25 protein-coding genes are annotated in these 24349 nt (G+C 51.4%); 14 read left to right on the top strand and 11 right to left on the bottom strand.

What is annotated here, in order from left to right:
- Nucleotides 1-52: 52 nt before the first annotated feature.
- The 4 genes from OI69_RS15915 to OI69_RS15900 form a co-directional block, all read right to left on the bottom strand.
- A complete protein-coding gene (locus OI69_RS15915; protein ID WP_039352542.1) occupies nt 53-1672 on the bottom strand; it encodes a methyl-accepting chemotaxis protein in 1620 nt (539 codons plus the stop codon).
- A 201-nt stretch (nt 1673-1873) separates the two neighbouring features.
- Complete coding sequence (locus tag OI69_RS15910) at nt 1874-2953, bottom strand: alpha/beta fold hydrolase (RefSeq protein ID WP_039352539.1); 1080 nt, start codon at nt 2951-2953, stop codon at nt 1874-1876.
- A 415-nt stretch (nt 2954-3368) separates the two neighbouring features.
- On the bottom strand, nt 3369-4412 hold the full coding sequence (locus OI69_RS15905; RefSeq protein WP_039352536.1) for a M48 family metallopeptidase: 1044 nt from the start codon (nt 4410-4412) through the stop codon (nt 3369-3371).
- A gap of 9 nt (nt 4413-4421) precedes the next feature.
- Nucleotides 4422-5603, bottom strand: a complete 1182-nt coding sequence (locus OI69_RS15900; protein WP_039352533.1) for a YjgN family protein — start codon at nt 5601-5603, stop codon at nt 4422-4424.
- Between the two features lie 295 nt (nt 5604-5898).
- Between OI69_RS15900 and OI69_RS15895 the strand changes: the two genes are divergently transcribed.
- The gene (locus OI69_RS15895) at nt 5899-6402 is read left to right on the top strand and encodes a GNAT family N-acetyltransferase (protein WP_039352530.1); all 504 of its coding nucleotides are present in this window, start codon (nt 5899-5901) and stop codon (nt 6400-6402) included.
- Between the two features lie 142 nt (nt 6403-6544).
- Here OI69_RS15895 and rraB read toward each other — a convergent pair whose 3' ends face one another.
- Nucleotides 6545-6970, bottom strand: coding sequence for a ribonuclease E inhibitor RraB (rraB, locus tag OI69_RS15890; RefSeq protein ID WP_039352526.1), 426 nt, complete (start codon nt 6968-6970; stop codon nt 6545-6547).
- Nucleotides 6971-7131: 161 nt separating this feature from the next.
- On the opposite strand from rraB, the gene argF reads away from it, so the two are divergent.
- Nucleotides 7132-8139: an ornithine carbamoyltransferase gene (gene argF / locus OI69_RS15885; RefSeq protein ID WP_039352523.1), complete on the top strand. Its 1008-nt coding sequence runs from the start codon at nt 7132-7134 to the stop codon at nt 8137-8139.
- Between the two features lie 46 nt (nt 8140-8185).
- Here the strand turns inward: argF and OI69_RS15880 are convergent, their stop codons facing one another.
- Nucleotides 8186-8653: a YhcH/YjgK/YiaL family protein gene (locus OI69_RS15880; RefSeq protein WP_039352520.1), complete on the bottom strand. Its 468-nt coding sequence runs from the start codon at nt 8651-8653 to the stop codon at nt 8186-8188.
- 253 nt (nt 8654-8906) lie between these two features.
- Between OI69_RS15880 and OI69_RS20330 the strand changes: the two genes are divergently transcribed.
- The 10 genes from OI69_RS20330 to nrdG all read left to right on the top strand — a co-directional run bounded on the left by OI69_RS20330 (nt 8907) and on the right by nrdG (nt 18405).
- The gene (locus OI69_RS20330) at nt 8907-9029 is read left to right on the top strand and encodes a hypothetical protein (RefSeq protein WP_268809484.1); all 123 of its coding nucleotides are present in this window, start codon (nt 8907-8909) and stop codon (nt 9027-9029) included.
- A gap of 145 nt (nt 9030-9174) precedes the next feature.
- Nucleotides 9175-10110: an aspartate carbamoyltransferase gene (pyrB, locus tag OI69_RS15875; protein ID WP_039352518.1), complete on the top strand. Its 936-nt coding sequence runs from the start codon at nt 9175-9177 to the stop codon at nt 10108-10110.
- Between the two features lie 15 nt (nt 10111-10125).
- Complete coding sequence (pyrI, locus tag OI69_RS15870; protein WP_039352516.1) at nt 10126-10590, top strand: aspartate carbamoyltransferase regulatory subunit; 465 nt, start codon at nt 10126-10128, stop codon at nt 10588-10590.
- A 219-nt stretch (nt 10591-10809) separates the two neighbouring features.
- Nucleotides 10810-11196 carry a 2-iminobutanoate/2-iminopropanoate deaminase gene (gene ridA / locus OI69_RS15865; protein WP_012773081.1) on the top strand — a complete coding sequence of 129 codons (387 nt, stop codon included), beginning with the start codon at nt 10810-10812 and terminating at the stop codon, nt 11194-11196.
- A 218-nt stretch (nt 11197-11414) separates the two neighbouring features.
- Nucleotides 11415-12854 carry a circularly permuted type 2 ATP-grasp protein gene (locus OI69_RS15860; protein WP_039352514.1) on the top strand — a complete coding sequence of 480 codons (1440 nt, stop codon included), beginning with the start codon at nt 11415-11417 and terminating at the stop codon, nt 12852-12854.
- Nucleotides 12848-13777, top strand: coding sequence for an alpha-E domain-containing protein (locus OI69_RS15855; RefSeq protein WP_039352512.1), 930 nt, complete (start codon nt 12848-12850; stop codon nt 13775-13777). Before OI69_RS15860 ends, OI69_RS15855 begins: the two co-directional genes overlap by 7 nt.
- On the top strand, nt 13774-14595 hold the full coding sequence (locus OI69_RS15850; protein ID WP_039352509.1) for a transglutaminase family protein: 822 nt from the start codon (nt 13774-13776) through the stop codon (nt 14593-14595). Before OI69_RS15855 ends, OI69_RS15850 begins: the two co-directional genes overlap by 4 nt.
- A 23-nt stretch (nt 14596-14618) precedes the next feature.
- Nucleotides 14619-15356, top strand: a complete 738-nt coding sequence (locus tag OI69_RS15845; protein WP_039352507.1) for a proteasome-type protease — start codon at nt 14619-14621, stop codon at nt 15354-15356.
- 365 nt (nt 15357-15721) lie between these two features.
- Entirely contained in the window at nt 15722-17860 is a 2139-nt protein-coding gene (gene nrdD / locus OI69_RS15840) for an anaerobic ribonucleoside-triphosphate reductase (protein WP_039352505.1), read from the top strand.
- 80 nt (nt 17861-17940) lie between these two features.
- Nucleotides 17941-18405, top strand: coding sequence for an anaerobic ribonucleoside-triphosphate reductase-activating protein (gene nrdG, locus OI69_RS15835; RefSeq protein ID WP_039352502.1), 465 nt, complete (start codon nt 17941-17943; stop codon nt 18403-18405).
- A gap of 11 nt (nt 18406-18416) precedes the next feature.
- Here nrdG and OI69_RS15830 read toward each other — a convergent pair whose 3' ends face one another.
- The 5 genes from OI69_RS15830 to OI69_RS15810 form a co-directional block, all read right to left on the bottom strand.
- Nucleotides 18417-19070, bottom strand: a complete 654-nt coding sequence (locus OI69_RS15830; RefSeq protein ID WP_039352492.1) for a Rossmann-fold NAD(P)-binding domain-containing protein — start codon at nt 19068-19070, stop codon at nt 18417-18419.
- An 86-nt stretch (nt 19071-19156) separates the two neighbouring features.
- A complete protein-coding gene (locus OI69_RS15825; RefSeq protein WP_039352490.1) occupies nt 19157-19624 on the bottom strand; it encodes a YhbP family protein in 468 nt (155 codons plus the stop codon).
- A gap of 158 nt (nt 19625-19782) precedes the next feature.
- Entirely contained in the window at nt 19783-20199 is a 417-nt protein-coding gene (locus OI69_RS15820; protein WP_039352488.1) for a helix-turn-helix domain-containing protein, read from the bottom strand.
- Entirely contained in the window at nt 20196-20507 is a 312-nt protein-coding gene (locus tag OI69_RS15815; protein WP_039352486.1) for a type II toxin-antitoxin system HigB family toxin, read from the bottom strand. Before OI69_RS15815 ends, OI69_RS15820 begins: the two co-directional genes overlap by 4 nt.
- Before the next feature lie 137 nt (nt 20508-20644).
- Nucleotides 20645-21364 carry a bactofilin family protein gene (locus tag OI69_RS15810; RefSeq protein ID WP_235319704.1) on the bottom strand — a complete coding sequence of 240 codons (720 nt, stop codon included), beginning with the start codon at nt 21362-21364 and terminating at the stop codon, nt 20645-20647.
- Nucleotides 21365-21644: 280 nt separating this feature from the next.
- On the opposite strand from OI69_RS15810, the gene OI69_RS15805 reads away from it, so the two are divergent.
- Together OI69_RS15805 and OI69_RS15800 are read left to right on the top strand one after the other, a co-directional pair.
- Nucleotides 21645-22568, top strand: a complete 924-nt coding sequence (locus OI69_RS15805; protein ID WP_039352482.1) for an aminoimidazole riboside kinase — start codon at nt 21645-21647, stop codon at nt 22566-22568.
- A 200-nt stretch (nt 22569-22768) separates the two neighbouring features.
- Nucleotides 22769-24304, top strand: a complete 1536-nt coding sequence (locus OI69_RS15800) for a carbohydrate porin (protein WP_039352480.1) — start codon at nt 22769-22771, stop codon at nt 24302-24304.
- Nucleotides 24305-24349: the final 45 nt, after the last annotated feature.

Raw genomic sequence — 24349 nt, 5'->3', positions numbered from 1 at the left:
CCTGACAAACCCGTTTGTCAGGGGTCAAAGCAGACCATGACTCATTCAACGATTAACGGGCATCGGCTAGCGCCACTCTCTGGCGTAAGCTGGATAGCACGTTATCCATGTCCTTGTTTTCTCTTGCGATCTGGAAACGGGACACGGACTGTTGCAGATTAACCACCTGTTCGTGAAGTGAATTCGCAGATGTCGCCACTTCTGATACCAATGACGCATTTTGCTGCGTTACTCCATCCATCTGGTTGATGGCGATATTGATTTGAGAAATGCCGCGGCTCTGCTCGCTGGAAGCCAGCGTGATCTCATCCATAATATCGACCACCTTTTTCACATCCATCAGCACTTCGTCCATGGTGTTGCCGGCCACTTCCACCAGTCCCGCGCCCTTTTCAATACGGCTGAGAGAATCATCAATCATTGTGCCTATCTCTTTCGCTGCCGTCGCGCTACGCGCAGCGAGCATCCGCACTTCAGAGGCAACTACCGCAAAGCCTTTACCGTATTGACCTGCACGCGCAGACTCCACCGCAGCATTCAACGCCAGCAGGTTAGTCTGGAAGGCGATGCCATCAATCACACCAACAATATCCGAGATTTTCGCTGAGCTATGCTTAATGGAACGCATGGTATCAATGACTTCAGAGACAACATTCCCGCCGCGAGAAGCCGAATTAGAAGCTTTCAGCGCCAAATCGTTGGCCTTACGCGTGTTGTCTTCGTTGTTATGCACCGTTGACATGATTTGTTCCATGCTTGATGCGGTTTCATCCAACGAAGCCGCCTGCTGCTCGGTACGACTGGAAAGATCGATATTACCGGAGGCAATTTCCTCAACGCCTACGCTTATCGCGTCGGTGCCGTTACGCACTACGCGCACCATATTTTCCAGCCCGTCACGCATACGCTGAACGGCAGCAAACAACTGTGCGATTTCATTTTTCCCACTGCTATCGATCTGTGCCCGTAGGTCACCTTCAGCAATACGGTCAAAGACGGCGATCGCCTGATTCAGCGGTTTCACGATCATATTGGTCATCACAGACCAAGCCAGCGCGGCTAGCAGCAATGCACAGGCAAGCGCACCGCATAAGATGGTTTCCATCAGTTCCACACGTCCATTCGACTCTGCGTAAGCTTCATCAATGTTCTTCAACTTGAAGGCAACCAGCGCTTTAGAGGATTTATCAAACGCGGCATACAGCACCGTCGATTTTCCGGCACGCTGGCGATATTCATCCAGATTCCCCGCGTTAAGCGCCGCAAATGCCGGATCGATAAAATCCTGCATCAGCGTCTTGCGTTTCTCGGCCATGTCTGCGGAAATGACTTTTTCCTCTTCAGACTGTGGATATTTCAGGTATTCCTGCCATTTTTCGCTCGCGCCGTCGACCTTGCCCCTGGCCCGCCCCAGTGCAACTTTAGCCGCTTCGATATCCCCTTTACCCATTAATGATTCGTACAGACGCAAATCCAACCGACCGCGCAACAGCAGTTCGGAGCTGTCATTCAGCGCGACCAGCCCCGGCAACACTTCTATATCGACGCGGGCAAAAGATTTATTCCCTGACTGAACGGCAATCAAGCCTAAGATACCGACAAAAAGCAGTAACGCCGCTAACGAAAATACCATCATGCTAAGTGCAGTACGGATCTTTATCTTACGAAACATAATTTTTCCCTGTGGTCTGAAATAAGAAAGGGTAAGCACTCGCGCTACAGCGGAGCCGTTCAGCTATTTATGTCATTGTGGCTATACGTCAATTTTCAGACGCGTTAATCCCCATGAAATGAAATAAATTCGTAATAAATAAAGGAACGAATAAAGAAAAAATGACCGACAGCAAATTTATCGTCTATCGGTCATTAGGACTTACTTTTTATTATTTTTCTGAGACGGATTATTTTCTAAGAAATGTTGCAACTCATCTTTATAAAATTTCGCCGACATCATCGTGCCATGCCCGCTGGTTTCTTTACTGGCGGGAATAAGGAACAGTGTCGCCTGCTTAATTTTCTTAAGCTCACTCTCCAGAATGCCGGTTTCAACAGGATTACGCTCATCATCCGCAGAGTTAATCACCAATACAGGAGCCTTAATTTTATTCAGTTCCGGTGCCGCGTTATAATTTGCAGACGATCCCCAGATATAAATAAAGTCATTGGCATCGCTGTTCGACGGCGCAGAAAGGCGATCTTCTACCCATTTATCGGCCTGTGCACGCGTCGGCGCTTTGCTCTGATAGGCCAGTGTGCCGCCCGTGGTGGCGATACTGAACATAATGCTGGCCGTTTTCAGCGTTGGCGGCTGCTGGGTATAATCACCATTATTCCAGGTAGGATCGTTCTTGATAGATTCAATCAAGATGCGACGCATCATCCAATTACGGCCAGACAACTCATTTGGCAGCGATGCCATTGGCACCAGCGCATCCATCATGTCCGGGTATTTTTCCCCCCAGAGCCAGGTTTGCATGCCGCCCATGGAATATCCCATCACCAGACGCAAGTGGTTAATGCCCAGCCCTTCTTTGACTAAGCGATATTGTGCCTGCACCATATCGTTATAATCATACTGAGGGAATTTCATCCGTAAGCCGTCTGACGGTTTAGATGATTTTCCAGAGCCAATACTCTCCGGCATAATAATAAAGTATTTACTGCTATCCAGTGCCTGGCCTGGCCCAAAAAGCTCTCCGCCAAAACCATTGGCTAACAGAGCGTTAATCGGCTGATTTGTCCCATGCAGTAATAACACCGCGGGCTTGGATTTATCGCCGATCGTGTAATAGTGAATACGCAAGTCTTTTAATTTTTCGCCACTGTTGAAGGTAAATTCGGATGCGATCCAATCACCTTCTTTCGGCTCTGGGAAATGAGCATGTGCCTGCACTAATGGTGACAGCATTAACAGAAATGCACCCACTATCCCTGATAAAATTTGATTAACCATAAATAACTCTTCGATAGTTATGAAGTCGTGATCTTAATGTTTATTAGGAAAAATCCCAATAAACATAAGCGAGCTAATAATAAAAAGAGATTATTATCTGACTTTTTTAGTTACTACAGAGCATTCTGCAAGAAATTTTTAATAGGATAATATTTAACGGATTAGCGTCTAAGCGCTTTACCGCATTGCTCGTATCTTCAATGCAAAACGTCGCATATAAAAACAGCAAAATGCGCTTTTTGTTTTTATCGAGAATAAAAAAGGGAAGTTGAGCACAGCGGGCATAAAGGCGGGGAGCAGGACGTAATACTGCTCACTACAACATAAATTGGGGAAGCCCGGAGTGAAGCGCCCACTGGGCTATATCACTCCGTGCTCACACCGGTTCTCGACCCGTAAAACGATGATTCAGGGACTAAGGGTTACTTTTATCCATCTCCCTTTCAATCGTTTTCAGACGCTCATCCATATTAGGGTGTGTACTCAGCCAGTCCGGTAAATCCAACGATTCCACTTCATCATGGCTGTGATCATGATTCATCAAGGCTCGATACATTGCCTGCATCGCCTGAAGCGAACGTCCCTGTTGCTGCATTTCTGCTATTGCCCATGCATCGGCTTCCCGTTCCATATCACGGGAAAACTGCATCTCATTGATAAACGCAGCAGACTGCAACAAGGTATCCCCCACCCCGCTCACATCTCCCGTCATCCACATGAACGTCAGCGATACCAGCGATGAGCGCACCACCATACGCATGGGGTGACGATAAGCATGGTGCCCCATTTCATGCAACATCACCGCAGCCAGTTCGTTGTCATTCTTCGCCAGTTTCACCAGATCGTCACTGATAATCAGCGTGCCATCCGCCAACATAAACGCATTCGGCCCGATCGGCGCAGACATGATTTCCAGCCGCAGCGGCGTTTTATCTTCCCGCATATTGGCAGGCATAACCTGTTGAAACAGAGCCTGCATCGCCCGCTGGCGCTCAATAGGCAATGTAGAAGGCTTAAAATCACCGTGCTGCAACAGCTTCAACGTATGTTGTCCCAGTTGCTGTTCGATAGCGGTAGGAATGCGTAGCGCCAGAACAGAACTCGCCCAAGGCAACACCACGTATATGTAGTTTATCACCATCAAAATCGTGGCGAATAGAGTGAGAAGCACGCCACGCTTATGGCGCTCCAGGCGATGGACAAGCCCCGGCCGACGTCGTGCGGAATACCACGCGCGAAAGGTGGGATCGTCAGCAGGAACAAAACGGCCACCGTCAGGAAAGGTTAGCGTCAGGGGAATGGAGCCCAACGCATCGGAGACCGTGACCTGATCCAGTACAAATGTCGTGTTCGATGAACCGGTGTTCAACACCATCATCGAACCATTATCCGTTAAATGAAGAGAAGCGGCCACGCGGGCCGCCAATCCGGGGTATTGATAATGCCCCTCAATATTCATATTCCTGCCTTAAAGACCGACACCCAAATCGAGCGCCTGCACAGCTTCTTCGGCCAGTGCGCTGTTTGCTGTGTCGTGATGAGCCTGTACGTGCAGCAGTTCCAGATCGCCTTCAACTACCGTCGCATTGGCAAGATAGCGCGCATAACGAATTTCTGCCACAGGTGCAGCCCAACCCAAAGAGAAAATGGTGATCAGGCTATTTGTTATCAGCAATCCCATGAAAGACAGCGTTTTCATAGAAGAATGTAATTTCACTCCACCATTCAACGAGGTCCGGTTAAACAGATAATTACGCTGTGCGACCACCGTATAACTGGTGGAAACCAGCACACCCATCGCCATAACGATGACCATCATGCTTACATTGAAAGCGTTGTTTAACAGCATCATAGACGCCTGTTCTTCATTTACACCTTCCATCACCATCATTTGGTATAGGCTGATAAAGAATGAGCCCATGAATGACAGTGATACGATCAGGAAAGGAATCAAAATTACCATGCTGATCAGACTGAATTTAACAAACGCCGCCTTCGTCAACTCGGCTTTAAATGCCGTTTTGCCGAAGAACAGATTATTCACATAAAAATCAAGCTGCATCATTTTAATGATGCCATTTACCGCAGGAAACCCTGGAATAGCAATGGCCATCGCAATGAATACCAACAGCACTTGACTATTACTCTGCGAGCCAATAAACAGCAGGCCAAACACGACGACGTAAACAGCCAGCATCAGCAGAATAGGGCAAAGCAGCAATACCCAATACGCTTTTCCCGTCTGGCAGTGATAGTTAAAACGGATCCCACGGTAGCTGGACATGATGGCATCATAACGCCAGTTGCGGATTACAATAACCGGAATGAGTGCCGCAAATGCCAATGCGAGAATGGTTCCCAACGTGGGTGACATCGCTAACACAATATAAAACAGAACCAGACCCGCGATAACCAGCAAGCGTCCTTTAAGGATCTGAATGGGCTGTGCATGGTAGTCAAAACGGTCGCCATTGATTTCTGTATTACCGTAGAAATAACGGCGACGACGCACGGTGGCCCAGGCAGAATAAATACCCAGTGTGATGGCCGTTAATAACGCATTCACCAACCAAATTGCAAAATATTCCCCAGCTTTACCATGAAATTTCACGCGATGCTGCGTGTTATTTTCTGAAGTATTAATTGTCATAACCCTTTCATCCTAAAAGAAATAAGCCTAATACATGTGTCATTCTATATGTTATCAGCATACAAAAAGCGACTTATTTAAGCATGTCTTGTTAATGACAACAATAAAAGTTAACGGTAATTAAACACGCCCATATACTTATTAATTAAAAGGAACAGGGAGACTCCGTAAACAACCAACACCTAGGCCATATGAAGTACAATAAGTATAGACGTTGCATCAATGTGGTCTGAAGTGGTATTACAATCGGCCAGGATGATTACCCTCGTAAACCGTAAGAACAAGAGTAAGTATTATGACAACCGCGACCGCCACCGATCTTCAGGTACGCCCAATCACAGAGCAGGATGATGCCGCTATCGCACAGGTCATCCGTCACGTTTCCGCCGAATTTGGTTTGACGGCTGATAAAGGCTACACCGTTTCCGACCCAAATTTGGATGCGCTGTTTGCCCTATATAGTCAGCCGCAAAGCGCCTACTGGGTGATTGAATATGAAGGCCGCGTGGTGGGCGGCGGCGGCATTGCGCCACTGGTGGCGGGTGAAGAAGATGTGTGTGAATTGCAGAAAATGTATTTCCTACCCATCGTGCGTGGTAAAGGGCTGGCACGTCAGTTAGCGATACAGGCGCTTGATTTTGCTCGTCAGCACGGCTTTCGCCGCTGCTATCTGGAAACAACCGGCCACCTGACCAGCGCGATCCGACTGTATGAGTCGCTGGGTTTCGAGCCTATTCCTCATTCAATGGGCAATACCGGTCATACCGATTGTGAAGTGACAATGCTGAAGGTGCTGTAAAATCCATACGTATTTTTTCAGGATCGACATACCGGGGAAGCCTGCGCGTAAGCCATCGACATCACTATCGAGTAAAAACAAAAAAAACGCCGCAGGGTCTTCCTGCGGCATTCGGTGAGGCGTGACTGTCGAGATTAATGACTTAGTGGCGTTTACCGTCATCATCTTCGTCATAAAAATCTTCATCATCCCCATCTTCTTCGCCTTCACCATCTGGATCCTCGAAGTAAGTCCCCCAACCGTCGTAATTCACACCGTGGCGTTCTGCCAGCGCTAATAGCTGTTCTACTTGTGCGTCGATCAGCTCCGCATTCAGCGCGACTTCACTGATCGCATCACAGCACATCAGCAATACGCCATCTTCGACTTCCAGTTCTTCCGCATCTGTCACTTCATAGCCCAGCTTGAACGCGTCTACGGCGACTTTTTCCAACACGTCAAACTTCTCAGCAGAGAAATGGTGTTCAATGGTATAGAGTGCGTCAGGGTCGCTGCCATCATCCAGCAGTTCTTCAATGATCTGGCGTGTCTCTTCCCGTTGCTCTTCCAGTAATTCGCGGTTTGCCATGCCTCAGTCCTCATTAATCGACGTAATATTGCTTATTGTCACACAGCCCTGCGGCTTGCTCCACCACAAAGTTTGCTATCACCACTTGAATTTGAATATTTACACATATAAAGTGAATTTTAATTCAACCAATGGTGTTGAGCCACATGGAGAAGTACAGCATGCAACCGTTCTATAAGCGTCATTTTTTAAGGTTAATGGATTTTACATCCGCAGAAATTGCCAATCTTTTAGCCCTGTCAACGAAACTCAAGGCCGATAAAAAAAACGGGACAGAAGTTCGCCGCCTGCAAGGTAAAAACATCGCACTCATCTTCGAAAAAGATTCGACTCGTACTCGCTGCTCTTTCGAAGTTGCTGCATACGATCAGGGCGCGCAAGTGACCTATCTCGGCCCAAGCGGCAGCCAAATCGGCCATAAAGAATCCATCAAAGATACCGCTCGCGTACTGGGAAGAATGTACGACGGCATTCAATACCGCGGCTACGGTCAGCACATTGTCGAAACGCTGGCGCAACATGCGGGCGTGCCGGTGTGGAACGGGCTGACGAACGAATTCCACCCCACGCAGTTGCTGGCGGATCTGCTGACGATGCAGGAGCATTTGCCGGGTAAACCGCTGTCAGAGATGACGCTCGTCTACGCGGGCGATGCGCGCAACAACATGGGCAATACCATGCTGGAAGCAGCGGCACTGACCGGGCTGGATTTGCGTCTTGTGGCGCCCAAAGCCTGTTGGCCGGATGCGGGTCTGGTCGCTGAGTGTCAGGCGGCGGCAGAACAAACTGGCGGTAGTATTACGCTGACGGAAGATATCGCCGCAGGCGTCGCGGGTGCCGATTTCATTTATACCGATGTGTGGGTTTCCATGGGGGAACCGAAAGAGACCTGGAAAGAGCGTATCGCGCTGCTGAAACCGTATCAGGTGAATATGGCGATGATCGCCGCGACGGGTAATCCGCAGGTGAAGTTCCTGCACTGCCTGCCCGCATTCCATGATGACCAGACGACGATGGGCCAACAAATGGCAGAACAGTATGGTCTGCACGGTGGAATGGAAGTCACGGACGAGGTCTTTGAATCCGCGCACAGTATCGTATTCGATCAGGCGGAAAACCGTATGCACACCATTAAAGCGGTGATGGTCGCCACGCTGGCGCAGGATTAAGGTTTGCTTCCCTCCCCTGCGCGGGGAGGGATACTTTGCCGCCGGTTTATACCACCAGCGACGCGTCGATTTTCACCACCGCTTTACGGACGTGCGCGGGTTCACCCACGGCACACAGCGGTTTGTGTACTTCTCCAGGGAAAAAGACGACAAAATCCCCCTCCTGCATCACAAACTGTTTTTCCTGCTCGCCTGCCGGCAGGAAAGCGATATCTTTATCCGCCAGCCAGTCAGTATCTGGCTTACCCGCTGGCAGGTTGCTGAACGTCATCCCTTCCACACCGGACAGTACAATCTGGATGTCCAGGTATTTGGCGTGATACTCGGCGCGGCGTTTTTCCAGCAGATCGGTGCTGTCATTGGAGATCAGCACAAACACGCTGTTGCCTTCGATATCATGCTTGCCCAGCGGCGTATCTGCGGTGATATTTTTCTTCACATAGTCAATTGCTTCGCGCAGTTTGGCAGGCAGATAAGGAACCAGTTCAAGGTGGTGAACGTTGCCAGTAATCATAAAAAACCTCGTTGATATAAAAAATGAAACCTTGTTTTATAATCCTTATACTCTCCAAATGTGACGCCCGCCAGCGCGTTAATTCGAAAAAGTGAACTGCCCATCACTCTTGCCAATTAACCCTCTGCGGCCTACGCGCATAATGCTGGCACCACACTATCCGCAACCGATTGCGATGCGTAAAAAACCACGTTTTCTGCTTGAAATAGCCTAGTCGGCGCGTATAATTCCCGACAGTTTGCCGGGAGGGGTCATGCACCGTTACACCAAAAAATCCGCTGCTTATGTTGGTTCTCTACCACAACTGCCATCCGGCAGCCAGCCAGCGTTTTCCTTTCCGTTGCTCAATGATTCCATTAAGAAAGCCCCTCAATGAGGGGCTTTTTTTTGTGCCCTATCGTCCACGACGGTCACCTTACTGGCCGTCACGCTGTGGCATCAAAAAGCGTTCAGGCATATTTGCCGACAGCTCGGGCAGCCAGATACGACATTTCCTGTTTACTCGTGAGGAGAAAGACACCATGGTTAATCCGCTCTATCAAAAACATATTATTTCGATTAACGACCTCAGTCGGGAAGATTTGGAACTGGCGCTGAGCGTAGCCGCCAGCCTGAAAGCCAAGCCTCAGCCTGAATTGTTAAAGCATAAAGTGATTGCCAGTTGCTTCTTCGAGGCCTCAACCCGGACGCGTCTCTCCTTTGAAACCGCGATGCACCGTCTCGGTGCCTCCGTGGTTGGTTTCGCCGACAGCAACAACACCTCGTTGGGGAAAAAGGGCGAAACGCTGGCCGACACCATTTCCGTCATCAGCCAATACGTTGATGCCATCGTGATGCGTCACCCACAGGAAGGGGCTTCCCGCCTCGCGACCGAGTTTTCCGGCGGTATTCCCGTCCTGAACGCGGGCGACGGTGCGAACCAGCATCCGACACAAACCCTGCTTGATTTGTTCACCATTCAGGAAACGCAAGGCCGGCTGAATAACATCAATATCGCGATGGTCGGTGATTTGAAATATGGCCGCACCGTGCACTCACTCACGCAGGCGCTGGCGAAGTTTGAAGGCAATCGCTTCTACTTCATCGCCCCGGACGCGCTGGCGATGCCGGACTACATTCTGAGCATGCTGAAAGAGAAGAATATTGCTTATAGCCTGCACAACAGCATCGACGAGGTCGTCGGCGAATTAGATATTCTGTATATGACGCGCGTGCAGAAAGAGCGTCTGGATCCATCCGAGTACATCAACATCAAATCCCAGTTTGTGCTGCGCGCCGCCGACCTGCACAGCGCACGTCCGAATTTGAAAGTGCTGCACCCGCTGCCGCGCGTCGATGAGATCACCATTGATGTGGATGCCACGCCCTACGCCTACTATTTCCAACAAGCGGGCAACGGTATTTACGCGCGTCAGGCGCTGCTGGCGCTAGTCCTGAATCGCGAACTGGTTCTGTAAGAGGAAGACACCATCATGACACACGATAATAAATTACAGGTTGAAGCGATCAAACGTGGCACGGTGATCGACCACATTCCTGCACAAGTCGGCTTTAAGCTGCTGACGCTGTTTAAACTGACCGCCACAGACCAGCGCATCACCATCGGCCTGAATTTGCCGTCCAACCACCTTGGGCGCAAAGATCTGATCAAGATCGAAAACATCTTCCTGACCGAGCAACAGGCAAATCAGTTGGCTATCTACGCGCCACAGGCTACCGTCAACCAGATCGATGACTATGACGTGGTGCGTAAGCTGGTGCCGACGCTGCCAGAGCACATTACCGGTGTGCTCACCTGTCCTAACAGTAACTGCATAAGCCGCAGCGAACCGGTGTCGTCGTCATTCAGCGTTAAACAGCGCGACGGTGAAGTACACCTGAAATGTAAGTACTGCGAGAAAGAGTTTGAGCGCCAAGCCGTGCTGCAAGATCGCTAGTTTTCTACTGTGCCCCGCGATGGACATTGCCTGCGGCGGGGCTTTTTTGAATAATAGCGACGTTCGCGCAATACCGATCGTTTAAGGATCGAGATACCGGGGCGACCACGGCATGAGGCATTCCTGCGGGAACCTCATTACCGTGTTTCCCCTCTATCCATACTTAAGTGACTGGCATTCTGCGTCGCGTTCCTTTTACGCCCCCATCAAGGAGATACCATGTCACGCACTATCAGCACTGAGCACGCCCCTGCCGCTATCGGCCCTTATGTTCAGGGCGTCGATCTCGGCAGCATGATCATCACTTCTGGCCAGATTCCGGTGAACCCAAAAAGCGGTCTGGTCGCCGATAACATCACCGCTCAAACGCGTCAGTCACTGGAAAACGTGCAGGCGATTGTGGAAGCCGCTGGCCTGAAAGTTTCCGATATCGTGAAAACTACCGTATTCGTGAAAGACCTGCACGACTTCACTCTGGTCAATACCGCATATGAAGCCTTCTTCAACGAGCACGATGCCCCGTTCCCCGCGCGTTCTTGCGTTGAAGTCGCACGCTTGCCAAAAGATGTAAAAATTGAAATAGAAGCGATCGCGGTTCGTCGCTAACGTTCGCTTTTCATCACCGTCTCACAAGACGCACCATCGTGGCTGCGTCTTGTTGATTTTTAGCCCTTTTCTTCCCTCATTCCAGTGCAACATCGTCGCGTATTGCACCAATAAAGAGCAAAACGCCCCGCATTCTCCGACCACAGCGTGCTTTTTCACAATGGCGCATTTTATGCATTGTCCTATTATCGCTATTAAGCGTGATGCTGGGGATGACAATGATAAAAATGAAGCTTCCGACTGCGCCTTATTACGACGAGATGCTCTCGTCCGAAGGCAAACAACGTCAACACTACAATTCTTATTGGCAGTGGTTACAACAAACCGACCAGCAGGCCATCCGACAAAAGAAGGAGCAGGCAGAACTGCTCTTTCACCGCGTCGGTATTACTTTTAACGTTTATGGTGAAGAAGGCGGCACCGAGCGCCTCATTCCGTTCGATAGCGTACCGCGCATTATTCCGGCGAATGAATGGCAGTTGCTCGATCGTGGCATTCGCCAGCGGGTACAGGCGCTGAACGCGTTTCTCTACGATATTTACCACCAGCAACACATCCTCAACGCGGGCATCATTCCCCGTGAACAGGTGCTGGCGAACGAGCAATATCAGCCCTGCATGCAGGGGGTAAACCTGCATAACAATATTTATGCCCATATCACGGGAATTGATATGGTACGTAACAGCGACGGCAATTATTACGTGCTGGAAGACAATCTGCGTACTCCCTCCGGCGTCTCTTATATGCTGGAAAATCGCAAAATGATGATGCGCCTTTACCCGGATTTGTTTGCCAGCCAGCACATCGCGCCCGTCGAACGCTACCCCAGCTACCTGTTGCAAACGTTGCGTGAAAGTACGCAGGTCGACGACCCCACGGTGGTTGTACTGACGCCAGGACGCTTCAACAGCGCCTACTTTGAGCACAGCTTTCTGGCACAGCAAATGGGGGTCGAGCTGGTAGAAAGTGCCGACTTGTTCGTCAAAGCAGGTGCCGTCTATATGCGCACCACCGAAGGGCCTTGTCAGGTGGATGTGATTTATCGCCGTATTGATGATGCTTTCCTTGACCCGTTAGCATTTCGCGCCGATTCGATGCTTGGCGTCCCTGGTCTCTTGTCCGTCTATCGTGCTGGTGGCGTCGTGTTAGCAAACGCCATCGGTACTGGCGTCGCTGACGATAAATCCATTTATCCCTATGTGCCGGAGATGATCCGCTTCTACCTTTCTGAAGAACCGATCCTCAGCAACATTCCCACCTGGCAGTGCCGCGATCCCAAAGATCTCCGCTATGTGCTCGACCATCTGGACAGCATGGTGGTGAAAGAAGTTCACGGTGCGGGCGGCTATGGCATGCTGGTCGGCCCGCGTGCGACACGTCAGGAAATCGAGACGTTCCGCCAGCGTTTAATCGCCCATCCGCACAATTATATCGGTCAGGAAACGTTGGCGCTCTCTACCTGCCCGACGTTTATTGATGATGGCTTAGCACCTCGCCATATCGATCTTCGCCCCTTTGCGCTCTCCGGCGAGGAGATCCGTCTGGTTCCCGGCGGCCTGACGCGTGTTGCCCTGACCGAAGGCTCGCTGGTCGTCAACTCATCGCAAGGCGGTGGCACCAAAGATACGTGGGTCATGGAGGGGGACGAATCATGCTAAGCCGTACTGCCAGTGAACTGTATTGGATGGCTCGCTATCTGGAGCGGGCAGAAAGCCTCGCCCGCGTGCTGGATGTGACCTACAAACTCTCGATGATGCCGAGCCACAGTCAGCAGCAACACGATCTGGCGTTGCCGCTGAATCTGACGATGACGCATGAATTATTTCAGCAGCGCTACGCCCACTTTTCGATGAATAACCTGCTAAATTTCTTCGCGCTGGATAACCAGAACCCGAGCAGTATCTATAACTGCATCGAAATGGCGTGGAATAATGCACATGCCGTGCGTGGCAGCCTCTCTTCCGAGGTGTGGGAATGCATCAACGCCACCCGCATCGACATTCGCAATCTGCGGCATCAGGGCGTGGATACCATCGGTATTGATGCGTTTTTTGACTGGGTAAAAGAGCGTTCTCACCTGTTTCGCGGCGCGATGTTTGGCACCCTGCTGCGCAATGATGCCCAGTGCTTTATCCGCCTTGGTACGCTGATTGAACGCGCCTATGCGACCGCACAACTGCTGAGTATCAAACATCAACAACTCCATAACGACCCCGACCCGGTACGCGAGTATTATCGTCTGGATACCTTGCTGCGCGCGGTGAGCGCACGCGAAGCCTATCACAGCATCTATCGCCAGCCGATCAGCCCGGAAACCGTAACCGAACTGCTCGTCTTGCGTGAGGACATACCGCGTTCTCTGCACGCCTGCGTCAGCGATCTGGTTCTGCAACTCGAAGCCATCGGCAGCCCGCGCGCCAGAGTGCCGCATCGGCTTGCCCACCTGCTACACGTCGAGCTGCGTTTCAGCACGCTAGACGACATTCTGGCGCAGGATCTCCCCGCCTACCTCAACCACTTTATCGGCAAAATTAACGAACTGGCTGATAGCATTCGTCACACCTATCTGGAGGCGTTATGAAACTGACCATCAATCACCTTACGCACTATCGCTATGATGAAGAAGTGAAGTTCAGCACCCAGTATCTGCGCCTGACCCCGCAAAACTCGGCACACCAGAGGATACGGGAATGGAACCTGACGCTGCCCGTTCCTGCCGTTCAAACGACCGATGCGTATGGTAATGTGTTGCATGTGCTGACGCTCGACCACCCGCACCATGACATTACAATCCATGCGGAAGGCATCGTCGATATCATCGACAGCGACGACGGTGAAAAACCAAACGTACCAGATGGCCTATCGCCGCTGGTGTTTTTACGCATGACGCCGCTCACCGAGGCCGACAGCGATATTCGGGCGTTCGCCCAGCGTTATTATCGTCAGGAGGCACCGGAAGAGAGCCTGAATACGCTGATGGCGGAATTGCGGTTAAAAATGCCGTATACTCCCGGCGCCACGCAGGTTCAGGATACCGCCGCAGCCGCGTTTGCTATGCAGAAAGGCGTTTGTCAGGATCATACTCATGTCTTTCTGGCCTGTTGCCGTAGCCTGAGTATTCCGGCACGCTATGTCAGCGGTTACGTATACAGCCAGGATACCCAGCATGTTGCGATGCATGCCTGGGCGGAAGTGTGGCTGAACGGAACATGGCAAGGGTTCGACATTACCAATAGCACCCGCCAACTCCACCAGCATCTGTGGCTGGCCGTGGGGATGGATTATCTAGATGCCTGTCCGGTACGCGGTACGCGGCTGGGAGGCGGATGTGAAGAGATGTTTTCAGAAGCTGAGGTACGTTTGTTTGCACGGCAACAGCAGGTACAGCAGCAACAGTAGAATTGTTAACAAAAAGGTACTTTATGACGTACTGTGTCGCCATGTGTCTGTCTGACGGTCTGGTTTTTGCTTCTGACTCCCGCACCAATGCAGGCGTTGACCACATCGCAACGTTCAAAAAGTTGCATGTCTTTCAACACGACGCAGAACGGGTTTTCGTGATCCAATGCGCGGGAAATCTGGCCACCACGCAAAGCATCATCAGCCTGCTCAGTGCCCGAATCAATACGCAACACACGCCAAACCTGATGCAGATGGGATCGATGTATGATGCCGCCATGTTGCTTGGGGAAACGGTGCGAGAAGTCATCCATCGCGATAGCAGTGCACAGCAGAACGGTAGCAACACCAACTTTGGCTGTAATCTGCTATTGGGTGGACAAATCGGCGGCGACACCCATCGGTTGTTTCATATTTACCCAGAAGGCAACTTCATCGAGGCAACATCGGATACTCCTTACTTTCAAATTGGCGAGAGTAAATACGGTAAACCGATTATCGATCGCGTATTGACCATGGATACGCCGCTGGAGCAAGCCATGTGCTGTGCGCTGATTTCTATCGACTCGACCCTGCGCAGTAACCTGTCTGTCGGCCTGCCGCTGGATGTCATGATGTACCGCACGGGCAGTTTTGCCAGCAGCGAACAGCATCGCATCACTGAAAACAACGCCTATTTTTCCACTATCCGTAAAGCGTGGTCTGAAGGGTTGCTGAGCACATTCCGCCAACTTCCCCCGTTCCCGAATTCACCGCAGTAACTCTGACTTATTTATCCTCCGGGGATGTGAAACACGATGTCCCCGCTCTTTTCACGTTAATCTATTGTGTCGATATTGTAGCCAATCTATCGCACTCCTTCTGAGAACCCTGTGCCATCGGGACTCCACGCATATTCATGTTATTTTGTCTATTTTTTAGACAAGAACACTTTATCCACGACGAATAACCTTCCTTGATCCACATCAACAAAATATCAGACCCAACGTTAAAAATTCAATATATAGTGTCTATCCTATAAACACGACCCACATATAGTGATTATCCACAAAATCATCCACACCCCTCCGTAACCCTTGTTGGCTAAGGCTTTCGCCTGTGGATAACCTTTCGAGAGGAAGAAAACGTGAAACCAGTAGTGATTAAACGGGACGGTTGCCAAGTGCCTTTTGATGCAGTTCGCATCAAAGAGGCGGTCGAACGTGCGGCGCATGCAGCCGGTGTCGATGATGCAGACTATTGCGCAACGGTCGCCTGTGCGGTCGCTCAACAAATGCAGGATAAATCGCGTGTAGATATCCGCGATATTCAGGATACGGTTGAAAACCTGTTGATGTCCGGCAAGTATAAGCAACTGGCACGTACCTACATCGAATACCGTCATGACCGAGACATTGCGCGTGAGCGCCACGGTCGCTTGAATCAGGACATTCGCGGTCTGGTCGAGCAAAGCAACATGGCGCTGCTCAACGAGAATGCCAACAAAGACAGTAAAGTGATCCCCACCCAGCGCGATCTGCTGGCCGGTATTGTCGCCAAGCATTACGCCAAACAGTACATTCTGCCGCGCGATGTAGTCTTGGCGCACGAGCGCGGCGAGATTCACTATCACGATCTCGACTATTCACCTTTTTTCCCGATGTTCAACTGCATGCTGATCGACCTGAACGGTATGCTGACCAACGGCTTCAAGATGGGCAACGCGGAGATTGAGCCGCCGAAATCCATCTCCACCGCCACCGCCGTCACCGCGCAGATTATCGCGCAGGTCGCCAGCCACATTTATGGCGGCACCACGATTAACCGCATTGATGAAATTCTGGCACCGTTCGTCACCGCCAGCCATGCGAAACATAAAGCCGTGGCAGAAGAGTGGCAGATCCCCGATGCAGAAAACTATGCCCTGACCCGCACGGAAAAAGAGTGCTACGACGCTTTTCAGTCGCTGGAATACGAGGTCAACACGCTGCACACCGCTAACGGCCAGACGCCGTTCGTGACCTTTGGCTTCGGGCTTGGCACCAGTTGGGAATCACGCCTGATTCAGGAATCTATTCTGCGCAACCGCATTGCCGGGCTGGGTAAAAACCACAAAACGGCGGTGTTCCCGAAACTGGTCTTCGCCATCCGCGATGGCCTGAACCATAAGGCAGGCGATGCGAATTACGATATCAAACAGCTCGCGCTGGAATGTGCCAGCAAACGCATGTATCCAGATATCCTGAATTACGATCAGGTCGTGAACGTCACCGGTTCGTTCAAAACGCCAATGGGCTGCCGCAGCTTCCTCGGCGTCTATGAAGAAGACGGTCAGCAGCTTCATGACGGTCGCAATAATCTGGGCGTGATCAGCCTGAACCTGCCACGTATCGCGTTAGAAGCGGAAGGCAGTGAAACTCGCTTCTGGACGCTGCTCGACCAGCGTCTGGCGCTGGCGAAGAAAGCGCTGATGACACGCATTGCACGGATGGAAAGTGTGAAGGCTCGTGTCGCGCCCATCTTGTATATGGAAGGCGCCTGCGGCGTACGCTTAAAAGCAGATGACAACGTGGCAGACATCTTCAAGAACGGACGCGCCTCGATTTCGCTGGGCTATATCGGCCTGCATGAAACGATTAATGCGCTTTTCGGCAACCAAACGCACGTATTTGATGATGGAGCGCTGCGCGCCAAAGCCGTAGCCATCATCGCGCGCCTGAAAACGGCCACCGAACAGTGGAAAGACGAAACGGGTTACGGCTTCAGCCTCTACAGCACGCCAAGTGAAAACCTGTGTGACCGTTTTTGCCGTCTGGATACCGCCGAGTTTGGCGTCGTACCGGGCGTGACGGACAAAGGGTACTACACCAACAGTTTCCACCTCGATGTGGAGAAGAAGGTGAACCCTTACCAGAAAATCGACTTCGAGCTGCCCTATCCACCGTTGGCTAACGGTGGCTTCATTTGCTACGGCGAATACCCGAATCTGCAACATAACCTCAAAGCGCTGGAAGACGTATGGGATTACAGCTACAGCCGCGTGCCTTACTACGGCACCAATACGCCGATCGACGAATGCTACGAGTGTGGCTTCACCGGTGAATTCGAGTGTACCAGCAAAGGCTTCACCTGCCCGAAATGCGGCAACCACGATTCGGCGCGCGTTTCCGTCACGCGCCGTGTGTGCGGCTACCTCGGCAGCCCGGATGCACGCCCGTTCAACGCCGGTAAGCAGGAAGAAGTGAAACGCCGGATTAAACACCTGGGCAACGGCCAACTGGGGTGATCCCTGTCGGGCCGTAGCAATACGGCCCACCTTTCGCGGCACCGTCAACACGCGCCCGCTTCATAACATGGCTCTACAGTATGAATTACCACCAGTACTATCCCGTTGATGTCGTCAACGGCCCCGGCACCCGCTGCACGCTGTTTGTCGCAGGCTGCGCGCATGAGTGCGTTGGGTGTTACAACAAAAGCACCTGGCGGCTCAACTCCGGTCAGCCGTTTACGCAGGAACAGGAAGATCGGATCATTGCCGATCTTCAGGATACGGTGATACCCCGACAGGGGATTTCGCTGTCCGGCGGCGATCCGCTACATCCACAAAATGTGCCCGATATCCTGCGGCTGGTGGAACGCATACGTGCGGAATGCCCAAACAAAGATATTTGGGTCTGGACAGGCTATGTGCTGGCAGCACTCACGCCGGAGCAACAGCGAGTGGTCGATCTCATCAACGTGCTGGTCGATGGAAAATTTGTGCAAGACCTAAAAGATCCTGCACTGATCTGGCGTGGCAGCAGTAATCAGGTTGTCCACCACTTACGCTGAACGACAAGAGATTAGTGAAGCGGCTGCGACTTACCCAATGAACGTAATTGATCGGATTCCAATACCGTGACCCGTGCTTTTGGTTCGGGCGAAAACGCTTGATTCAGCAGCGCCTGCGCGACCGTTTTCCCCTCAATCGCCCGCCACTTTGCCGGAAACAGGCGGAACAGCGGCGCAGACAGGCTTTCTAGCAGGCGACTATCTTCTCTTTCCCCCAGCAACATCGACGGTTGCGCCAGCGTCAGATGCTGCCAACCTTGCTGACGCAATGATTTTTCCGTTTCTCCTTTTACTCGTGAATAGAAGAACGGTGACGTTGCATTTGCACTCAGCGAACTGACCACCAAAAGGTGTGTCGCCCCCAACGCTAATGCCACTTTTGCCCCTTCCACCACCAGCGTGTAATCCACATAGCGGAAAGCCTGCTTACTGCCTGCCGTCTTTAGCGTCGAACCCAGACAGCAAAATGCAATATCGACAGGTTCAGTCAATTGTGCCAGCGCGGCAGACAGATCGGGATCGTGTGGATTAACGACTTTTTCGTAAGGTATCAGCGGCTTGCGGGTCGGCGCATAGATAGTCTCGACCCGATTATTGGCTTTCAACAACGCTAACAGCTCATGCCCCACTAACCCCGTTGCACCTAATAACAGTACCCGGCTCATGGATTTCCCCCTTGTTCTGTTTCTTTACTTTCCCATCTTTTTACGTTTCTGTGATTTTCTATGAAACTGTTTTGTCTCAAAGCCAGCTATCTCTGGCAAGCCGGCTCGTCACGCTGCCAGTAGCGTTTCTTCCCGAAACCCAGCGTATTATCCGTCATTTTGACTTCGGTCAGATCGAGCCGCCAGATCGGCGCTTGTGATGCCCGGGCAATAGGAAAACGCGTGTTGTACCGCGTTCTGGCCTGCTGCGCCTCATCACCGTCTAACTGCACCGCCTGCGCCCGAAACTGCACGCCTTTAATCAGCATCACGCTCTTTGGCTGACCGCTGACTGTTCCGGCCACCTGCGGCAACCTTGCCATGATTTCACCGTGGCGCGTCTGCAACTCCGTCATGAGATAGAAGGCTATCTGTTTATCGTCATAAGTATAGAAGCAACTCGCACACCATAATTCCGAATTTTCACCCACGCACAGCGTCAGTACATGTAGCTTCTTCAGATAGCGGGAGATCGCTTCAATATCGCTGCCTTTTTCGCTCAACTCTTTCTGCATCACTCTACCTCAGTCCACTTTCTGAACGAACGTATCCTGCCCCGCCAACCGTTGCCCTTCCGCAGAATGCGGCAACATGGTTTGGCGGCACCGTCTGGCAGGGGCGTCCGGCACTGCTGACGGAGATCAAAACTCAGGCCCCACGCTGAACCATCGTGTCAATCAACAAAAGCACTCACAGGAATATCGAATCGTTTAGCAAGCGCTCTCATGTGATCAAGCGTTAGAGTGCGCTCACCATTTAGAATGCGGGATACCAGTGACTTTTTACCGATCTCAGCTTCAAAATCACTCTGCGTTAGCTGGTGCTGATCCATGAGGACGCGCAGTAAAGCGATACCGGCTGGGAGTGCTTTCATACGTTCGTTGAAGGCAGCAAACTCCGGCGCATCATCTTCGTATTTGTCAATTTTGGCAGTCAGCATATCGATTAACGGACTATCAGGCTCACTCTCGATCAGGTATTCAGTGAGTTTCAGCGCATCCTCATAATCCTTACGAGAGGTGCTACCTCCGAGGAAGGGTACGATACTCGTCAGGTTGTTAGCTGCCTTGATGGCATCTGCGTACATCATTCTTTATTCCTCCGGTAATACTCGGTCAGCCTGTCATACTCTGCATGGGATGTGATGTGCTTGATGAAGATATTCCCCCGCTCAAAATCAGCAAAAAACATCACCCGAAGATGCCCGCCACCAATATCAATAACCCACCACTTTTCCCGATATTTCATTCTATCTAGGCTAGGGAAGCGTTTCTTCATATCGTCCGGTGTTGCATACATTTCGCGTTTGATAACCCGATATAGATCAGCAAGTGCTGCCGCCTGATTCGGAAACTGAGTGGTTGCAGTGACGAAAAATACCCGAGAAATAACATGCATCTGGATTCACTCCCTGAGGTTTCCAGATTGGAAACAATATGCCGAAAATGGAACGAGTTGACAATAAGGAAACCGTTATAATCGACATCCCCGCTGGCGCGGGGAATTAGCAGGAATTCAAAGCATAAAAACACGTCTCACGCCGTCGGTACGTTGCTCTCTAGGATCACAACGTTTTCTTGCCCGGCAGGTGTCTTACTGGTTTTCTCTTTTTTCTTTTCAGCGTAGCCCTGTTTTTCCTGGTTCGGGGTCAGCGGGTGGGACTGACCAGTAAAAACGCCGCCTTTTTCGATGGAGAGTTCATCAGTAAAAATATCGCCGAACACTTTGCCCTGCGCCAGAATGGCTACGACGCTGGCGGCGATGCGCCCTTCAACGCGACCGTTGATGACGATCTGCTGCGATTTCATTTCACCGTTGACCTGACCTGTGTGCTCCACCTTAATCGTGTTATCACACTGCACATCACCTTCTACCCGGCCTTCCACGGTAATGTTGCCATCCACAGTCAGAGAGCCTGTCATACGTGCCCCCTGAGAAACGAAGGTGTCTTTTTTCACACGCACAGAGTTCACTGAATTCATCAATTCGTTCGATGGGATGACAGTGAGAGGAGGGGATATTTCACTGCGCCCTTGCTGTTCTTTTGCATCTTTTTTGTTTTTATCAAATGAAAACATCGTGTTGTGCCTTTTAACAGTATAGAAAAATACGATTGCTACACTCGCAGCTAATGCGGCAACTACTCCCTGAACGTAGTATCGAAGGGGGAATTCGCTATAAATATCAACAAACCAGACGATAACGAATACAGCCCATATCGCCCATATTCCCCAAAGCAGGTTGTAATTACGCATCGGGATCCCCCCGGAAAGAGGTGGGGTAATGCATATCCTTCTCCATTCGTCCTTTTTTACGTCTTCATGTCGTCGCTTCATAACTATCGGATGGCGAGCACTTTTATTTAGTCCGATGACCGTAGCAACGTGATGGCTATCGCATAAATTTTCGCCAATACGGTGTGAAAAAGTCTGTTTTGTTGATGTGGGTATCTCTCTGCGGTGAAGAGTATTGCTTAGCTAAACCGATTCTTCTATTTTAGCAAACAGTCTGACTATCGTTGATAAGAGTAACTTTATGACAAACAGAATTTGGGTCATGGGCGATGCGGTTGTCGATCTCATCCCGGAAGATACGGAACGCTATCTGAAATGTCCCGGTGGTGCCCCCGCCAATGTCGCGGTCGGCATTGCCAGACTGGGGGGAAACAGCGCGTTCATCGGTCGCGTCGGTGACGACGTTTTTGGTCATTTTCTAAAAACCGTGCTGGAACAGGAAAATGTCGATACCCGCCACATGGTTCACGATAGATTCCACCGGACATCAACCGTGGTCGTCAGCCTTGATGATGCCGGGGAACGCACCTTCACGTTTATGGTACGCCCAAGTGCCGACCTGTTTTTGCAACCGGAAGATTTGCCGGTGTTCAACCAAGGAGAGTGGCTGCACCTCTGCTCCATCGCCCTGTCGCAGGAGCCTTCACGCAGTACGGCGTTTGGAGCGATGCGACAGATGAAGGCCGCACGGGGAAGTGTCAGCTTCGATCCCAATATCCGCGACGACCTCTGGCAGAGCGAGCAGGAACTGCGCGACTGCCTGACCCAGGCGTTGATGCTGGCCGATGTGGTGAAATTATCGCGTGAAGAACTGGCCTTTCTCTGTTCAACACCGGACGTTGAAGCCGGAATTCAGCAGTTCATGCAGCGCTACCCGACTCGGCTATTGCTGGTGACGCTGGGCAGCGAAGGCGTCTGGCTGCACGATCGTCGCCAGCAACGGCACTTTGCCGCGCCGTCGGTGACGCCTGTCGATACCACGGGGGCAGGTGATGCCTTTGTGGCGGGTTTACTACATGGCCTGGCGGAATACGACGATCTCTCACAGCCGCTGAGTTGGGATCCGATTATCGAACAGGCACAGCGGTGTGGCGCACTGGCGACCACGGCAAAAGGGGCAATGACGGCGCTCCCTTACGCTGAACAGTTACACAGGCTCCCTTAACCCAGTCCTAAGTCCCTCCATTTAGCCCATCTACCGCCCGGTTTTGTCGTCAGGATCACAGTTACAGAATCGGGCGAGTAAAATTCCTTGCTAACCCTCCTTCCGGCTTTTATTTTTCTCTTGAAAAATCGGTTTAGCAATTTAGCTAAACATGAAAAATCCAACAACAATAAATCTCCTTCACGACGAGAACGAAAAAAATGAAACCAAGCCACCTTGCTGTGACGATAGGATTATTACTCTCCTCCCCGTTTTATGTTTCCGCTGCCAATACCGACAGTATCGAAGCCCGCCTGAACGCCATGGAACAGCGTTTACAACAGGCTGAAGCCCGGGCTCAGGCTGCTGAGGCCAGAGCCGACGCCGCCGAAAAGCAAACCCAACAGCTAGCAACCCGAACCACCCAAACCGAACAGAAAACTCAGCAGGTGGAACAACAGACGGCAACACTGGCTAAGCAAAAATCATTCGCCGATGGATTTGAATTCCACGGCTACGCACGTTCCGGCCTATCGATCAATGACTCCACGACCAGTGCCAACACCGACATCGGGCCGGGCATGTCTCCTGCCGGCCAGACAGGTGGGCATATCGGCCGTTTAGGTAATGAAGACGACACCTACGTCGAAGTGAAACTGGAACACAAACAGAAGCTGGATAACGGCGCGACTACCCGCTTTAAGGTGATGATGGCGGACGGCCAGCGCAGCTATAACGACTGGACGGCATCGACCAGCGATCTGAACGTACGCGAAGTCTTCGTTGAGCTGGGTTCACTACCCACCTTTACCGGTGCCTTTAAAGACACGACGCTGTGGGCAGGTAAGCGTTTCGATCGTGATAATTTCGATATTCACTGGCTGGACAGCGACGTGGTGTTCCTCGCGGGCACTGGCGGCGGGATCTATGACGTGAAATGGGCGGATAGCGCCAAGAGTAACTTCTCGCTGTATGGCCGCAGCCTCGGCGAAATCACCTCGCTGGATAACGACATCAAAAACTATGTCTTTACCGCCAACAACTACGTTGGGCCATTTCAGTTCATGCTGAGCGGATTAAGCGCCAAGAACAACGATGTAAAAGAAAACACCGGGACAAGCCGTGATAATACCGTCGTCACCAATACCAATGCAGGCGACAAAGGCTATCACGCGCTGGTGGCTTACCATGGTGATAGCTTCTACGGCTTACGCGACGGGACATCGAAAACCGCAATCCTCTACGGACACGGGCTGGGTGGAGAAGTGAAAAACATCGGTTCCGACGGCAACCTGAGCAACGACGCCAGCACCTGGCGCTTTGCGACCTACGGCACAACAGCGTTGAACAAGACCTGGAGCTTCGCACCGTCGATTCTGGCGCAAACCAGCAAAGATCGTTACGTCAACGGCGATAGCTACGAATGGGTGACGTTTAATGCGCGTCTGATTCAGGAAATTACCGAAAACTTTGCACTGGCCTATGAAGGCAGCTATCAATACATGGATCTCGATCCGCGCGGTTATCGGAGCCTGAATCAGGTGAGCGGCGGTTTCTACAAGCTGACCTTCGCGCCGACGTTCAAGGTCGGCGATATCGGCAACTTCTTTAGCCGCCCTGAACTGCGCGTGTTTGCCAGCTACATGGACTGGGATAAACGACTGGATAACTACTCCAGTGAAGATACGTTTGGCTCCACCGGCTTTAAAGCAGGCGGCGAATGGAATTTCGGTATCCAGATGGAAACCTGGTTCTGATCATTGCCTGACCTTGGCGTCGATTACGCGCTAATCGATGCCAAG

It is taken from the genome of Pectobacterium fontis (genome assembly GCF_000803215.1).
Classification (GTDB): Bacteria; Pseudomonadota; Gammaproteobacteria; order Enterobacterales; family Enterobacteriaceae; genus Pectobacterium; species Pectobacterium fontis.
Note: the sequence above shows the minus strand (reverse complement) of the source record. Positions and strands in the feature narration are given on the sequence as shown.

Coding starts and splice junctions, on each gene's coding strand:
- OI69_RS15915 (WP_039352542.1), bottom strand. CDS start 1,672: ATGTTTCGTAAGATAAAGATCCGTACTGCACTTAGCATGATGGTATTT.
- OI69_RS15910 (WP_039352539.1), bottom strand. CDS start 2,953: ATGGTTAATCAAATTTTATCAGGGATAGTGGGTGCATTTCTGTTAATG.
- OI69_RS15905 (WP_039352536.1), bottom strand. CDS start 4,412: ATGAATATTGAGGGGCATTATCAATACCCCGGATTGGCGGCCCGCGTG.
- OI69_RS15900 (WP_039352533.1), bottom strand. CDS start 5,603: ATGACAATTAATACTTCAGAAAATAACACGCAGCATCGCGTGAAATTT.
- OI69_RS15895 (WP_039352530.1), top strand. CDS start 5,899: ATGACAACCGCGACCGCCACCGATCTTCAGGTACGCCCAATCACAGAG.
- rraB (WP_039352526.1), bottom strand. CDS start 6,970: ATGGCAAACCGCGAATTACTGGAAGAGCAACGGGAAGAGACACGCCAG.
- argF (WP_039352523.1), top strand. CDS start 7,132: ATGCAACCGTTCTATAAGCGTCATTTTTTAAGGTTAATGGATTTTACA.
- OI69_RS15880 (WP_039352520.1), bottom strand. CDS start 8,653: ATGATTACTGGCAACGTTCACCACCTTGAACTGGTTCCTTATCTGCCT.
- OI69_RS20330 (WP_268809484.1), top strand. CDS start 8,907: ATGCACCGTTACACCAAAAAATCCGCTGCTTATGTTGGTTCTCTACCA.
- pyrB (WP_039352518.1), top strand. CDS start 9,175: ATGGTTAATCCGCTCTATCAAAAACATATTATTTCGATTAACGACCTC.
- pyrI (WP_039352516.1), top strand. CDS start 10,126: ATGACACACGATAATAAATTACAGGTTGAAGCGATCAAACGTGGCACG.
- ridA (WP_012773081.1), top strand. CDS start 10,810: ATGTCACGCACTATCAGCACTGAGCACGCCCCTGCCGCTATCGGCCCT.
- OI69_RS15860 (WP_039352514.1), top strand. CDS start 11,415: ATGATAAAAATGAAGCTTCCGACTGCGCCTTATTACGACGAGATGCTC.
- OI69_RS15855 (WP_039352512.1), top strand. CDS start 12,848: ATGCTAAGCCGTACTGCCAGTGAACTGTATTGGATGGCTCGCTATCTG.
- OI69_RS15850 (WP_039352509.1), top strand. CDS start 13,774: ATGAAACTGACCATCAATCACCTTACGCACTATCGCTATGATGAAGAA.
- OI69_RS15845 (WP_039352507.1), top strand. CDS start 14,619: ATGACGTACTGTGTCGCCATGTGTCTGTCTGACGGTCTGGTTTTTGCT.
- nrdG (WP_039352502.1), top strand. CDS start 17,941: ATGAATTACCACCAGTACTATCCCGTTGATGTCGTCAACGGCCCCGGC.
- OI69_RS15830 (WP_039352492.1), bottom strand. CDS start 19,070: ATGAGCCGGGTACTGTTATTAGGTGCAACGGGGTTAGTGGGGCATGAG.
- OI69_RS15825 (WP_039352490.1), bottom strand. CDS start 19,624: ATGCAGAAAGAGTTGAGCGAAAAAGGCAGCGATATTGAAGCGATCTCC.
- OI69_RS15820 (WP_039352488.1), bottom strand. CDS start 20,199: ATGATGTACGCAGATGCCATCAAGGCAGCTAACAACCTGACGAGTATC.
- OI69_RS15815 (WP_039352486.1), bottom strand. CDS start 20,507: ATGCATGTTATTTCTCGGGTATTTTTCGTCACTGCAACCACTCAGTTT.
- OI69_RS15810 (WP_235319704.1), bottom strand. CDS start 21,364: ATGCGTAATTACAACCTGCTTTGGGGAATATGGGCGATATGGGCTGTA.
- OI69_RS15805 (WP_039352482.1), top strand. CDS start 21,645: ATGACAAACAGAATTTGGGTCATGGGCGATGCGGTTGTCGATCTCATC.
- OI69_RS15800 (WP_039352480.1), top strand. CDS start 22,769: ATGAAACCAAGCCACCTTGCTGTGACGATAGGATTATTACTCTCCTCC.